This is a genomic window from Dyella caseinilytica (genome assembly GCF_016865235.1).
Taxonomy (GTDB): Bacteria; Pseudomonadota; Gammaproteobacteria; order Xanthomonadales; family Rhodanobacteraceae; genus Dyella_B; species Dyella_B caseinilytica.
Window position 1 is genome coordinate 3,652,394 of record NZ_CP064030.1, and the last position, 13,397, is coordinate 3,665,790.

The 13,397-nt window shown below is 59.5% G+C and carries 12 protein-coding genes; 3 read left to right on the forward strand and 9 right to left on the reverse strand.

Features of this window, described 5'->3' with window-relative positions:
• Positions 1–38 precede the first annotated feature (38 nt).
• The gene (locus ISN74_RS16125) at positions 39–1,418 is read left to right on the forward strand and encodes a dihydrolipoamide acetyltransferase family protein (protein WP_188800184.1); all 1,380 of its coding nucleotides are present in this window, start codon (positions 39–41) and stop codon (positions 1,416–1,418) included.
• Positions 1,419–1,506: 88 nt separating this feature from the next.
• Here the strand turns inward: ISN74_RS16125 and ISN74_RS16130 are convergent, their stop codons facing one another.
• The 8 genes from ISN74_RS16130 to ISN74_RS16165 all read right to left on the reverse strand — a co-directional run bounded on the left by ISN74_RS16130 (position 1,507) and on the right by ISN74_RS16165 (position 10,596).
• The gene (locus ISN74_RS16130; protein WP_188800185.1) at positions 1,507–2,214 is read right to left on the reverse strand and encodes an MHYT domain-containing protein; all 708 of its coding nucleotides are present in this window, start codon (positions 2,212–2,214) and stop codon (positions 1,507–1,509) included.
• A gap of 23 nt (positions 2,215–2,237) precedes the next feature.
• Entirely contained in the window at positions 2,238–3,521 is a 1,284-nt protein-coding gene (locus tag ISN74_RS16135) for a methyl-accepting chemotaxis protein (RefSeq protein WP_188800186.1), read from the reverse strand.
• Between the two features lie 237 nt (positions 3,522–3,758).
• Complete coding sequence (locus ISN74_RS16140) at positions 3,759–5,156, reverse strand: MFS transporter (protein WP_188800187.1); 1,398 nt, start codon at positions 5,154–5,156, stop codon at positions 3,759–3,761.
• A 74-nt stretch (positions 5,157–5,230) separates the two neighbouring features.
• Entirely contained in the window at positions 5,231–6,697 is a 1,467-nt protein-coding gene (locus ISN74_RS16145) for an NAD-dependent succinate-semialdehyde dehydrogenase (protein WP_188800188.1), read from the reverse strand.
• Positions 6,694–7,731, reverse strand: coding sequence for an aldo/keto reductase (locus ISN74_RS16150; protein ID WP_188800189.1), 1,038 nt, complete (start codon positions 7,729–7,731; stop codon positions 6,694–6,696). The genes ISN74_RS16145 and ISN74_RS16150 overlap by 4 nt, the downstream gene beginning before the upstream one ends.
• A 34-nt stretch (positions 7,732–7,765) precedes the next feature.
• A complete protein-coding gene (gene fae / locus ISN74_RS16155; RefSeq protein ID WP_188800190.1) occupies positions 7,766–8,287 on the reverse strand; it encodes a formaldehyde-activating enzyme in 522 nt (173 codons plus the stop codon).
• Positions 8,288–8,521: 234 nt separating this feature from the next.
• A complete protein-coding gene (locus tag ISN74_RS16160) occupies positions 8,522–9,904 on the reverse strand; it encodes a sensor histidine kinase (RefSeq protein WP_188800191.1) in 1,383 nt (460 codons plus the stop codon).
• Complete coding sequence (locus ISN74_RS16165; RefSeq protein WP_188800192.1) at positions 9,901–10,596, reverse strand: response regulator; 696 nt, start codon at positions 10,594–10,596, stop codon at positions 9,901–9,903. The genes ISN74_RS16160 and ISN74_RS16165 overlap by 4 nt, the downstream gene beginning before the upstream one ends.
• A 182-nt stretch (positions 10,597–10,778) precedes the next feature.
• Here ISN74_RS16165 and ISN74_RS16170 point away from each other — a divergent pair, with 182 nt between their 5' ends.
• Positions 10,779–11,276: a periplasmic heavy metal sensor gene (locus tag ISN74_RS16170; protein WP_188800193.1), complete on the forward strand. Its 498-nt coding sequence runs from the start codon at positions 10,779–10,781 to the stop codon at positions 11,274–11,276.
• Between the two features lie 16 nt (positions 11,277–11,292).
• Here ISN74_RS16170 and ISN74_RS16175 read toward each other — a convergent pair whose 3' ends face one another.
• Positions 11,293–11,496 (reverse strand): hypothetical protein, encoded by a 204-nt coding sequence (locus ISN74_RS16175; protein WP_188800194.1) that lies wholly within the window; start codon positions 11,494–11,496, stop codon positions 11,293–11,295.
• A 57-nt stretch (positions 11,497–11,553) separates the two neighbouring features.
• On the opposite strand from ISN74_RS16175, the gene ISN74_RS16180 reads away from it, so the two are divergent.
• Complete coding sequence (locus ISN74_RS16180; RefSeq protein ID WP_188800195.1) at positions 11,554–13,137, forward strand: inorganic phosphate transporter; 1,584 nt, start codon at positions 11,554–11,556, stop codon at positions 13,135–13,137.
• Positions 13,138–13,397: the final 260 nt, after the last annotated feature.

The window sequence follows — 13,397 nt, forward strand, 5'->3', positions numbered from 1 at the left end:
CTGCATAAAGAATCAAGACTGATTACGGGAACCGACTCATGGCCGACATCAAGACGTTCTACCTGCCGGACCTCGGCGAAGGCCTGCCCGACGCCACCATCGTCGAATGGCACGTAAAGGAAGGCGACACCATCAAGCTCGACGCCCCGCTGGTGTCGATGGAAACCGCCAAGGCGGTGGTCGATGTGCCTTCGCCGTACACCGGCAAGGTCACCAAGCTGCACGGCGCCGCAGGCGACGTGATCGAAACCGGCGCCGCACTGGCCGAATTCGAACCTGATCCGAACGCCAAACAACGCGCCGAAGCCGAAGCGACCGGCCATCATCATGGCCCGAAGAAAGCCGCAGCCGAGCCGAAGAAAGTCACCGCTTCCGATGAAGGCGGCGAGATCGAATCCGGCAACGGCAAGACTGCTGATCGCGAAGACGAAGGCACCGTGGTCGGCGCGATGATCAGCGGCAGCCATGTGCATGTCGAACAGGCCGCCAGCGTTGGCGGTGTGAAGGCGGTGCCGGCTGTGCGTGCGCTGGCCAAAAAGCTCAAGGTGGACATTAGCCGCGTGCGCCCGACGGGTGCTGATGGCGTGGTCACCATGCAGGACGTAAAAAACGCCGCCGCCAACGGCACGGCCGCTCTCGGCTCCGCACCAGCGCGCGCTGCCGTGCCCGCTTCCGCCGGGCGTCATCTCGCACCCGAACTGCCGCAGCCAGAACCGGCCCGCACGCCGATGTCGCAAGCCGGCAAGCCGGTACGCACTGCGCCACCGAGCGTAAAAGCCAGCGGTCAGCCGGAACAGCTCAAGGGCGTTCGCCGCAATATGGCTCGCGTGATGGCCGAGGCCCACGCCAACGTGGTGCCGACCACGCTGGTGGACGACGCTGACCTGCACGCCTGGATCGGCAAGCAGGACATCACCGCTCGCCTGATTCGCGCGATCGTCGCTGCCTGCAAAGCAGTGCCGGCACTCAACGCATGGTTCGACGGCAAAAACCTCAGCCGCACGCTGCATCCGCATGTAGATATCGGCATTGCTGTCGACACCGAAGATGGTTTGTTCGTGCCGGCATTGCGCAACGCCGATGTGCTCGATAGTGCCGGCATCCGCGCCGGTATCCAGCGCCTGCGTGCGCAGGTGGAAGATCGCACGATTCCGCCGTCGGAACTGTCGGGCTACACCATCAGCCTGTCCAACTTTGGCATGTTCGCTGGCCGCTACGCCACGCCGGTGGTGGTGCCGCCGTGCGTCGCGATCATCGGCGCCGGCAAGCTCAGCCATGACGTGGTGGCAGTGATGGGCGGCATCGAAGTGCATCGCCGCATGCCGATCAGTCTCACCTTCGATCACCGCGCTGCAACCGGTGGCGAAGCGGCACGCTTCCTGAAGGCGCTGCTGGATGATTTGTCAGCGCCGAACTGATTTTTATCAGACCACTGCAAACAAAAAGGCGCCCGTTGTGGGCGCTTTTTTTATTTCAGAACTCGCGTTGAAACAGGTGGTATTCCAATCAGCGCAGCAATGCCGACCACTGGGAAATACTCACTATCGCCGTCGCTGCAATGACAAGACCAAGTATCACCGATGCATCGCTCAAACTATTGGCCGTAGAACAATAGGCGCCCGGCGCGAACATCGCTGCCGCCATGCCGGTGTAGTGCATGCCCGTCACAGCCACCCCCATCACCAGCGCCGCACCCAGGCGTGCAAGTACGCCGGGCAAGCGTTCGCTGTCCCGCAGCCACGTCATGATCAGCAGTGCCGCTGCGCTGGCGCCAAACGCAATCGCCACAGAAATCCAGAACAAGGTCGGCTGATAGCTGAGACCATCGCCCATCTGCATGGCATACATGCCGCCGTAATGCATGAGACAAACACCTGTGGCCATCAAAGCCGACGCCAGCAGCCAAGTGCCGAGCTTTATGCCATTGCGGATCACATAAAAGCCAATCCCGCTGACGAACACGGCAATGACCCATGAAGCAAAGGTCAACCAGGCATCGAACGTCACTGGCACCGGCAGCATAAGTGCCACCATACCCATGAAGTGCATACCCCACACGCCAGTGCCAAAGGCGAACGCTGCGGCAATGATCCACAGCCATTTGTCTTTGACAGCGCGGCGCACTCGCGATGTCATCTCGATACCGCAATAGCCAGTAAGTGACGCAATCACGAAGGAATACGCGACCAGCATAAGATCGTAATGCTTGACCATGCCAGGAATCCTTTAAAGAAAGTTCACGCCGTCACCGCCTGCGATTCAGCGGCAAAGTTGAAATATTCCACTTCATTCGCGAGCATGCCGGCCTGTTCGAGCAGGGCCTGGCTTGCGTGATTGACGGTCTGCACCTGGTCATGATGTTTACTCATGCTGGTGTTCATGCGCGTTACCGTCGTGCTTACCTGTGCAACGTCGGCCGCTTGATGCTCGCTGGCCGCGGCAATTTCGCCCACGATGTCGCTGAGCTTGCGTATGCTCTGCATAATGTCCTCAAAATCGACGCAGGAGCGATGCACCCACTGCGCCCCCTCTGCAACAGTAGTCTGGCTCTCACCGATCACGCGCTTGATCTCGCGCGCGGCCCCAGCACTGCGTTGTGCCAGATTGCGCACTTCCTCGGCGACTACCGCAAAACCGCGCCCTTGTTCGCCGGCACGCGCCGCTTCCACGGCAGCATTCAAGGCCAGCAGATTGGTCTGGAACGCGATGCCATCGATCTCGCCCGTGATGTCGGCGATACGATGACTGGACTGGCCTATGGCTTCCATGGCCTGCGTCATTTGCGCCATGGCCGTGCCACCGCGTTCGGCCTGTGCACGTGCCTGTGCGGCGAGCTGGTCCGCCTCACCGGCGTTGTTGGCTGTGCGCCGGATGATTTGCGCCATGGCCTCCATGCTGGTGGCCGCTTCGCTGAGGGACGAAGCCTGCTCGTGCATCAGCGCAGCCAGCTCGCTATTACCGGACGCCAAAGCGCGCGACGTTCCGTTGACTGTATCCGCACTGCCACGTACACGGCGAATCACGCTGGACAGATGTTCGTCCATTTCGCGGAACGCTGAGCGCAACTCGCCGATTTCATCGCTGTACAGTGTAGGAATATGGTTGTCGAGCCTGCCGCTCGCCACCGTGCGGGCCAGCTCTAGCGCTGCGCGGATGCGTGCGGTAATGGAACGCACAAACAAGCCATCGCTCACGACGGTAAGCAGCAGACCGAACAACACCACACCCAGCGCAACATCGCCTATGTAATGCCCTTCGGCCGCGATCTCGCTGTAATGGGCTTGTGCAAGCGCAAGATGTTGCTCGAAGACTTGCGCAGCGGCTGCACGTTCATGCGCGTCAGACACATTCAGTCGATGACCTGAGTCAGCCAAGGCCAGTACATCCACGCGATAAAGCCGCTCAGCACCAGCATTGGCGCGCTCGATCCCGTAAATGCCTACGATGCCGATAGCCATCAGGAACAGCAGCAGCAAGCCCAGCCGCGCACCCATGCGTAGTTTGATCGTATAGCGAATCATGAGCTCCCCACTCGTGAGTCGACGAGCATCGTATCGGCCGCCATTGCGACTAACTTGAGCTGTCTCGCGAGGGCAGGTACCACAATGTGAAGCTCATCACATATTACAGCAGCACTCGACAGGGCACAGATATTTCGGCAAATCCCCGCCGCAAGCGATCAAGAACGAACCAATCAGCGGCCGACATAAAAAAGCGCCCTTTCAGGCGCTTTTCTTCTCGCACTGCCTTTCACTTCATCATGTGTTGGCAGCATCGTTCAAACGCAAATTCCGCGTTTCCGGTGCCCACGCAATCGACACGACCATGCCAATCAGCAGCAAAGCAGCCAATGCCATCAACATCGTTTCAAGGCCGAATTGTTTCACACCGATAGGCAGCAGAAACACGCTGACCGCCGACCCAATACGACTGCACGCGATGGCAAATCCCACGCCACTAGCGCGCACCTCGGTAGGAAAGCACTCCGGTGGATAAACGCCCACCAGATTGGATACTGCCGAGAGCACCAACGTAAACACGCCAAAGAGCAACACCAGCGTGACAACAGTAGCGGTAGGCCAGACGCACAAACCGATAAGCGCGATGGCCGTCACAGCAAAGGATCCAATCAGGAACGTGCGCCTCGGCAATACCACCGTAAGCCAAATGCCAATGATCGCTCCAACAACCAACAGGCCATTGGACAGTAGATCCGAACTGCCTTCCGGAAGATGTAAGGCGCTAAGAATGCTCGGCAGAAATGTGAAGACTGCAAAATAGGGCATCACCAAGCACGTGAAGAAGATGCAATTGAACAGCGTTCGCCGCAGCAGATCTTGCTTGAACAAGCGTGCGAAGCCACCCGAATGATGATGATTTTGTACGCTGGTATCCAGCCTCACCTGTTTCCCAAAGCATTTCCGTACGACGGCATCCGCTTCAGCCACGCGCCCCTTGTCAAACAGCCACCGTGGCGACTCTGGTGTACCCATGCGCAGAATCAGGACGATCAAAGCTGGCACACCAGAGGAAGCGAGCAGCCAACGCCATGCGTCCGGACTTGATGAGTGGTGGACGTACTCCATGCCGATCACATTGGCGACCGCATAACCGATCGTCCATATCACACTGAAGGAGCCCAGCAGCAAGCCGCGGTGTTTGCGTGGTGAAAACTCCGCGAGGATGGCATGACCTACGGCAAAATCTCCGCCCATACCTATACCGAGTATTACGCGCAGCACGCACAGAATCAGCGGTGTGGATGCGTAGAACTGAGCGAACGCCGTTGCAGTGATGATCACGAAGCTGAGCAAAAAGATCTTTTGCCTGCCAACGCGATCGGATAACCAGCCAAACACCAGACTGCCCAGGAAGATGCCGATCAGGGTGGAACTACCGATCAACCCCGCCCATAGCGCGCGGTGCTCGGCCTGAACCCCTAGCATTTGGTTCAAAAAGGGCGCCAACGCATAAGCGATGGTCCCAATGGCGTAACCTTCCGTGAGATGCGCGCCAAAGGTCAGCGCGGCAATCTTGCAATGGAAAAAATTGAGCGGAACGTCGTCCAACAAAATCTTTTCTTCTACGTGTCGTTGCCGTACATCCGCGCGACCACGCCCATCCGCAGCCGACACCTGGCCATCTCCACTACCCATGTGTTGCTCCTCCATTGCATGGACGCGGACTGCGCCCGTTCGCACGCATCCTCCCCGGCGCGTGCGTCACGACGTCACGCCTGCAGACCACCCAGCATGAGGTACTTGAGCTCCACGTATTCGTCGATGCCGTACTTGGAACCTTCACGCCCCAGGCCCGACTGCTTCACACCACCGAAAGGGGCGACTTCTGTGGAAATGATCCCTTCGTTGATGCCGACCATGCCGCTTTCCAGTGCGCTGGCGACGCGCCAGGTGCGTGCCATGTCACGCGTGTAGAAATACGCGGACAGACCAAAGGGCGTATCGTTGGCGGCAGCAATCACTTCTGCTTCCGTGTCGAAACGGAAACAAGCCGCAACGGGGCCAAAGGTTTCTTCCTGCGCGATCAGCATGTCGGCCGATGCATTCACCAAGACGGTCGGCTCGAAGAACGTGCCGCCGAGCACATGGCGCTTTCCACCCACCAGCACCTGAGCCCCTTTGCTCACGGCATCAGACACGTGCTGTTGAACCTTATGCAGTGCCGCTTCGTTGATCAGCGGCCCTTGATCGAAGTCGCCCGTCAATGCGTTACCTACGCGCAGCTTGCGCACAGCTTCGGCGAATGCCTGAGTGAATGCGTCATAGATGCCACTTTGGACATAGAAGCGGTTCACGCAAACACAAGTCTGTCCCGTATTGCGGAATTTCGAGGCCATGGCACCGCGCACAGCGGCATCAATGTCGGCATCATCGAAGACGATGAACGGCGCGTTGCCGCCCAATTCCAGTGACAGCTTCTTGAGCGTGTCCGAACACTGGCGGGCCAGCAGCTTGCCGGTGCGCGTGGAGCCCGTGAACGACAGCTTTCGTACGACGTCGGAGCCGGTCAGCACCGAGCCGATCGCCACAGCATCGCCCGAGACGATATTGAACACACCGGCAGGTATACCCGCTTGTTCGGCTAGCACGGCCAGCGCGAGTGCCGACAACGGCGTTTCCTCGGAAGGCTTGAGCACCATGGTGCAGCCCGCTGCCAGCGCTGGCGCAGCCTTGCGCGTAATCATGGCCAACGGGAAATTCCATGGTGTTATCGCCGCGACGACACCTACCGGCTCACGCAACACCAGAATCCGGCTATTGGGTAAGGTGCTGGGAATCACATCGCCGTAGACACGCTTGGCTTCCTCCGCAAACCATTCGAGAAAGCTCGCCGCGTAAGCCACTTCACCGCGTGCCTCGGCCAGCGGCTTGCCTTGCTCGCGCGAAAGCAGCTCAGCGAGCGCCTCGCGATTCGCCAGCATCAACTCACCCCAGCGGCGCACCTTATTGCTGCGTTCTTTTGCCGTCAGCGCACGCCAGGCAGGGAATGCCGCGGCTGCCGCGCCCACCGCCTGCTGCGCTTCAGCGGCGCCGCCCTTGGCGACCTGGACGATGACCTCGCCAGTTGCCGGGTTGCATACGGGATAGGTCTCGGAACCCGAGCACCAGGCGCCATCCATGTAATGACCTGAACGAAGCAAGTTCGTTGCGTCGATCTTCTGGTTGCCGTCGCTCATGCCATTTTCTCCTCTGCGTCAGCGAAGGAGCCGCGTGCCGGGCGGCCGTCACGCGCAATGCGCAGACCAGCGGTGTAGTCGTTGATCAGATCGCACGGGGTGTAGTTTCGCTCCAGTTCGTACAGCTCATCCTCGTCGAGCTTGGTATTGAGCGCTGCCACCGCACTATCGAACTGCGCCGGGGAATCCGCACCGACCAGCATGCAGTCAATGTTCGACCGCCCCAGCACCCATGCCTGCGCGACCTGGGCCGCCGACACACCGCGCCGCGCCGCTACGCGCACGGCGGAGGCTGCGATTTCCAGCGAGGCGTTGTCGCCATACATCTGCGCGGTAAAGAAGTCGGTCTGGTTGCGCGTGGACTTCGCATCGCCGCTGAGCAATCCACGGGCAAGCGGACTGAACACGGATACGCCAAGGCCCTGATCCGCACAATACGGAATCATTTCACGCTCTTCCTCGCGGTAGGCGAGATTGAGCTGAAGCTGCATATTGATCGGCCTGGCCCAACCGTTGCGATCACACGCCTGGATGATCTTGGCGAGCTGCCAGGTGTACATGGTGGAAACACCGATATAGCGTGCCTTGCCAGCGCGAACGATGTCGTTCAGCGCGTCCATGGTTTCTTCCACCGGCGTGTTGACGTCGAAGTAATGCAGCATGTAGATGTCGACATAATCCATGCCAAGGCGCGTCAGCGAGCCATCGATGCCATCCATGATGTGCTTGCGCGAATGGCCGCCGGCATTGGGGTAAGTACCCATGTCGTAGCCGACCTTGGTGGTGATCACGATTTCTTCGCGACGCACCAGTCGATTGAGGATGCGACCAACCACTTCTTCGCCCACACCCGTCGAATAGAAATCAGCCAGATCGATGAAATTGACGCCCGCGGCCAATGCATGACGCACAATCGGCTCGCTCTGCGCCTCGTCAAAAATCCAGGGTTTCCAGCGCGGCGTGCCCATGTTCATGGTGCCCAGGCACAGGCGCGATACTTTCAGGCCGGACTGGCCGAGACGCACGTATTCCATACGATGTATTCCTGCTCTGTGGATGCGCCAGCGCTCAGGCTTTCGGCGTGTAGAACGGGTTGCTGACGTTGGCAGCCGCCGCAAAAACGTCTTCGCGACGTGGCAGGCCCTGCATTGCCGCGAGGATGGCGTTTTTGCAGGCACGGTAGTTGTTCTCGTAAACCGCATCCAGATCATCCGCAGCAGGGTTGACCCAGTTGGCCGACACGACCACCCAGTCGTTCTCCGCTTCGGGCGGCAGCACACCCTCCTGCAGCGATTCGGCCACGGCCTTAGCGATGCCTGCCTGTGAGGCACCCCAGGTGGCGTTGCCGTGGAAGTCGTTGGCGATCTGCGCCTTGTTGACGTACAGCGTCAGCGGTTTGGTCGGCACGCCCGGCTGGGCGATGATGACGAATGGCGCGTGGCCAGCGGACGGTGTCGCCAGCGCTGTGGCGAACGCCTGACCTGCAGGGCCGTTGCGCGGTCCAACCAGTACGTTGATATGGGCGAGATTGACGCCCGGACCTTCAAACCCTTCGCCAATGTAAAGCGTCTTGCTTTCCGACGTGCTCATTTCTTTCCTGCCATTCAGCGATCAATCGATGTTCCGATTCTGCGTTCGCGATGGCCTTCAAAAGAATCGATAGCGCCTGATATGCGTATGGGGAAACTCAGCACACCATGTGCTGTTATGCCTACAAGGGCTTACTAAAGTTCGTACCAGTCTTGCTGTCTCGCAGCAATTAAATACAAAGACCCATTTCGTTAGACGGCAGCAAGCACCAGAATGGCGAGCAAAGAAAGACGCTCAGGCATGATCCAAGCCGTTATCTGGCGGCAACCGCATGATGATCTCAAGTCCGCCGCCTTCCGCATTGCGTGCTGTCACGTCACCGCCATGTACCTGCATGACACGCTGCACAATGGTCAGTCCGAGACCGTGTCCATTGGCGTGCACTGCGTTCGTGCCACGAAAGAATGGACGGAACAGCGAGCCGAGTTCCTCCGCTGGCACACCCGGACCATGATCGCGGATACGCACTTCGACCTGTCCATCATGTTTAGCGACGCTGACGTCGACCTGCCCTTCTGCGGGACTGAACTTGATGGCATTGGCGATCACGTTGTCCAGCGCGCGTTCCAGCAGAATGCCGCTACCCCAGACGGTTACTGGTGCGCTATCGACCGCATGCAGTTGAACGCCGCGTGCTTCGGCCTCCACCTTCGCTGCGTTTAGGCGCTCACGCGCAAGGTCCGCCACGTCTACTGATTCGCACTCCATCCCCGGCAGACCACCTTCAAGCCGCGACAGGGCCAGCATTTCAGCGGTCATCCGGTCCATGCGTGCAATCTCTCGCTCGGCATGTTTGAAGTGAGCCTCCGCTTCCTTCGGATCAGCGCTGTGCTGGGCCAGGTCCAGAATCAGGTGCAAACGTGCCAAGGGTGAGCGCAATTCATGCGACAGATCCTGCAGAACGCCGCGATCATGCGCGACCAGTATTTCGATTCGCTCAGCCATGCCGTTGAAATCACGCGCCAGTTGGCCAAGCTCGTCATGGGCATCGGTCCAGCGTCTATCCACGCGTGTCGCGAATTTTCCCGCTGCCATGTTGCGTGTAGCGTTGCGCATCGCCTCGACCGGACGCGACACGCTACGCGCAACCCACCAGCCGATGCCGCCGATCAACAGTAGTGACAATCCCAACTGCACGCCGAGCAGGATCTTTTCCCGCATATGCCGCGGAATGCGCGCGCGTGAACTGCTGAGGCCTACCAGCTGCCGCGCGTGTCCATCATTGCCGGTCACCGGTTCCACAGCCATGTAAAAGCCGGGAAAGGGATTCAGTTCAATGCTGTGACCCGTTGCCAGCCATTGCGGCAACGAATCACGCATAGGCCCCGGCAGATGGATATCGCGCAAGGGCACGCCATTTTCATACAGCGTCGCTTCGATACCTTCGGCATGCTGCTGTTGTGCCCAGGTGTCGAGCCCTGCCAGACCGCCATTGTCGTAAGCATCTTCGGCGGCTTGTGCCAGCACGGGCCAATCGACGCCTTGCTCGGCGGAGAAGGCGATGAAACGGCTGGTGAGCCAACTTCCCAGCACCAGCACCAGCAGATTGGCGATGCAGAAGAAAATCAACAGCCGCCAGAACAACGGACTGCGAAACGGACTCTTGAACGAATTCACGCCTGCCCTCCCCCATTGGACAGCAACACATAACCTGCGCCGCGAATGGAATCGATGCGTGGCGATTGCGGCGAAGCTTCCGCCAGCTTGTGGCGCAGACGACTCACATGCACATCAATACTGCGGTCGAAACGCTCCAGTTCACGCCCAAGTGCCACGCGTGTCAGCGAGGTCTTGTCGATCACTTCGCCCGCGCGCTGCACCAGCATCAGCAGCAAGGCAAATTCGGCGCCGGTGAGATTGAGTTCCTGTTCGCCCGCATACGCACGGCGCTCGCCAGGTAGCAGACGCAATACGCCGGCAGTGAGCACACCGACACTTTCCACCGTATGACGACGCAGTTGCGCTCGCACGCGTGCAAGCAATTCGCGTGGAAGGCAGGGCTTGGACAGATAGTCATCCGCGCCCAGCTCTAGGCCCACGACGCGATCCACCGGCTCGCCACGGCCGGACAACATGATGACCGGCAAGCGATGCTGCGCACGCAGTTCACGCAGCGTATCAAGCCCGTTGCGACCAGGCAGCATCACATCCAGGATCAACAGATCCGGACGCGTGGCCTGATCGCGCAATTGGGCCAATACGGCCTCGCCATCGTGCACCACGTCGACCTGCAGGCCTTCGCGGCGCAGGTATTCGGACAGCAGTGCGCAGAGTTCTCGATCGTCGTCGCCAATCAGTATTCGGGACATGGATAGCCAGCAGTAAGCCTTCGAAACACGGTGCTTACTATCGCATTACCTGCTGCGATTGGCTCCCGAAAGCTTGCGCGGTGCTGACTTTACCCTTCTTTACACAGCCGCAAAGATCTTAAACGCGCTCCTGGTTTCCAATAATCACCAACAACCTACCCCCAAACAAGCAGGAGCTTGATATGCGCAAGACAATGACCCTGTCGATCATCCTGGCTGCGGCCCTTGGCTGCTCCGCGCTGGCACTCGCCGGCCCGGGTGGTCCGGGTTTCGGCCCCGGTGGCCATGGCCACCACGGTGGCTTCGACCAGTTCCGCGGCCTGAACCTGACTGACGCCCAGAAGACCCAGGTCAAGCAGATCGAGCAGCAGAGCTTCAGCTCGCTCAAGACGCAATTCCAGGCCGTGCGCCAGGACCGTCAGGCGCTTGAGACCCTGGCACCGAACTCCTCGGGCTACCAGGCCGCCGCGGCCACTCTGGCCCAGGCTGAAGCCAGCCTCGTGAGCGCCCGCATCACGGCCCAGGCTGCCAACACCGCTCAGATCTACACCTCTGTGCTGACCAGCGCCCAGCAGACGCAGTACACCGCCAACAAGGCTGCGTTCCAGGCCCGTATGCAGCAGTGGCAGCAGTTCAAGGCGGAGCACCCGGTGACGTCGACCAGTTCCTCCCAGCAATAACAATGAAGCTTCACGGTTAGTCGCACTTAGCGGACGTTCTAACCCGAATGAGCTTGGCGATCGCCGCTGCATCGGCGATCGCTTTTTTATGCGCAATATTTGGCGCTGCTGGCGTCAAATCCCGGTCCATTGCATCGGTGCGCTGACATAAAGGCCTCATCGTCCCGGCACACACCAGCTCATCGACAAGGCTTGAACCCACCATATTCAGGTTTGTCACGCCTTTGTCTTGGGCAGTGCTTAGCTTCCATCAGGCTGAATACTGAGGGGCATGCCCATGCAGACTGAAGTCGCTGTAGCTACAACCGCGTCATCAAGCCAAGGTTCGGGACGCATTTTCGGCATCATTTTCGGGTTGATTCTGCTGGTGGGCGTCGGGTACGCGGCGGTGCACCTGATGGACGATCTTTCGATCGTCCGCACCCATTCCACGACACCTTTCATCCTGCTCGGCGTCGCCTTGCTGATCGCTCTGGGCTTTGAGTTCGTCAACGGTTTCCACGACACCGCCAACGCGGTCGCCACAGTGATCTACACGCACTCGCTGCAGCCCAATCTGGCGGTGATCTGGTCGGGCTTTTTCAACTTTCTGGGTGTGCTGACATCGACGGGCGCGGTGGCCTTTACCGTAGTGTCACTGCTGCCGGTGGAGCTGATCCTGCAGGTGGGCAGCGGCGCAGGTTTCGCCATGGTGTTCGCGTTGCTGCTTGCGGCCATTCTGTGGAATCTCGGCACTTGGTATTTCGGGTTGCCGAATTCTTCCTCGCATACCTTGATCGGATCGATCATTGGCGTCGGCCTGGCCAATCAGCTTACGGCCGTCAAAACCGGCACCAGCGGCGTGGATTGGGGCGCCGCGATGAACGTGTTCAAAGGATTGGTGTTCTCGCCCATCGCCGGCTTTCTCCTGGCTGGCCTGCTGATGGTGCTGGCCAAGGCGCTGATAAAAATTCCCGCGCTCTATCGTGCACCGGAGGGCAACAAGCCGCCGCCGTGGCCGATTCGCTTGCTGCTGATCCTCACCTGCACCGGCGTGAGCTTCAGCCACGGCTCCAACGACGGCCAGAAAGGCATGGGCTTGATCATGCTGATCCTGATCGGCACGGTGCCAACGGCCTATGCCTTGAACGGCGCGGTATCAGGTGGACAGGTGAAGACCTTTCACCAGGTTTCTGTCGAAGCGCAGCAAGTACTGACCACGCTCGATCACGGCATCGTCTTCACAGGCAATCCACGCGATGCTGTGACGGTCGCCGTTCAACAGCGCAAGCTTCAGGCAGACACGGTGCCGGCCTTGTCGCAATTGATCACCGAGATCGATCAACAAGTGGGCAACCGCACCTCCCTGCGCGCAGTGCCGCAGGAGCAGATGGGCAACGTTCGTAATGACATCTATCTGGCCAATTCAGCCATTCCCATGCTGCTCGCACAGCCGGATCTCAGTGAGGATCAGCAAAAGATCCTGACGACTTGGCGCGGTCTTGGCGTGAAAGCCACACAGTTCATCCCGCTGTGGGTAAAGGTCGCCGTTGCACTTGCGCTCGGCCTTGGCACGATGGTGGGCTGGAAACGTATCGTGGTGACGGTCGGTGAAAAGATCGGCAAGGAACATCTCACCTATGCACAAGGCGCGTCGGCTGAACTGGTGGCGATGGCGCTGATCCAGGCGGCCGACATGTATCATTTGCCAGTCAGCACGACACACGTGCTCACCTCGGGTGTCGCCGGCACCATGGCCGCGAATGGCTCGGGCTTGCAGTGGTCCACGGTGCGCAATTTGCTGATGGCCTGGGTACTGACGCTACCCGCTTCGATTCTGCTGGCAGGCGTACTGTTTATTCTGCTGAAGCACGTCTTCTGAAATTCGCGCTTCGATCGCAGGCTGGAGTACATATGCTTCAGCCTGCGGCACGCCCCCGGGCGGTCATCCCTGACCGTACTACTTCCTGAGATGATCATTGGCCTGCAAGCGTCGTAAGACGAAGCGATGCACACGTCATGCGCATAGGGGCCGATGGCTGATTAATTAACCAGAATACGATGTCACGCTTGTGACGCGGCACGTGATTCTTTGCACAAGCCGGCGTGATGCGTGCACAGAAACATCCTTGAAACAAGCCG

Excerpts from the sequence above, each read along its gene's own strand:
- ISN74_RS16125 (WP_188800184.1), top strand. The coding sequence starts at position 39 with ATGGCCGACATCAAGACGTTCTACCTGCCGGACCTCGGCGAAGGCCTG.
- ISN74_RS16130 (WP_188800185.1), bottom strand. The coding sequence starts at position 2,214 with ATGGTCAAGCATTACGATCTTATGCTGGTCGCGTATTCCTTCGTGATT.
- ISN74_RS16135 (WP_188800186.1), bottom strand. The coding sequence starts at position 3,521 with ATGATTCGCTATACGATCAAACTACGCATGGGTGCGCGGCTGGGCTTG.
- ISN74_RS16140 (WP_188800187.1), bottom strand. The coding sequence starts at position 5,156 with ATGGGTAGTGGAGATGGCCAGGTGTCGGCTGCGGATGGGCGTGGTCGC.
- ISN74_RS16145 (WP_188800188.1), bottom strand. The coding sequence starts at position 6,697 with ATGAGCGACGGCAACCAGAAGATCGACGCAACGAACTTGCTTCGTTCA.
- ISN74_RS16150 (WP_188800189.1), bottom strand. The coding sequence starts at position 7,731 with ATGGAATACGTGCGTCTCGGCCAGTCCGGCCTGAAAGTATCGCGCCTG.
- fae (WP_188800190.1), bottom strand. The coding sequence starts at position 8,287 with ATGAGCACGTCGGAAAGCAAGACGCTTTACATTGGCGAAGGGTTTGAA.
- ISN74_RS16165 (WP_188800192.1), bottom strand. The coding sequence starts at position 10,596 with ATGTCCCGAATACTGATTGGCGACGACGATCGAGAACTCTGCGCACTG.
- ISN74_RS16170 (WP_188800193.1), top strand. The coding sequence starts at position 10,779 with ATGCGCAAGACAATGACCCTGTCGATCATCCTGGCTGCGGCCCTTGGC.
- ISN74_RS16180 (WP_188800195.1), top strand. The coding sequence starts at position 11,554 with ATGCAGACTGAAGTCGCTGTAGCTACAACCGCGTCATCAAGCCAAGGT.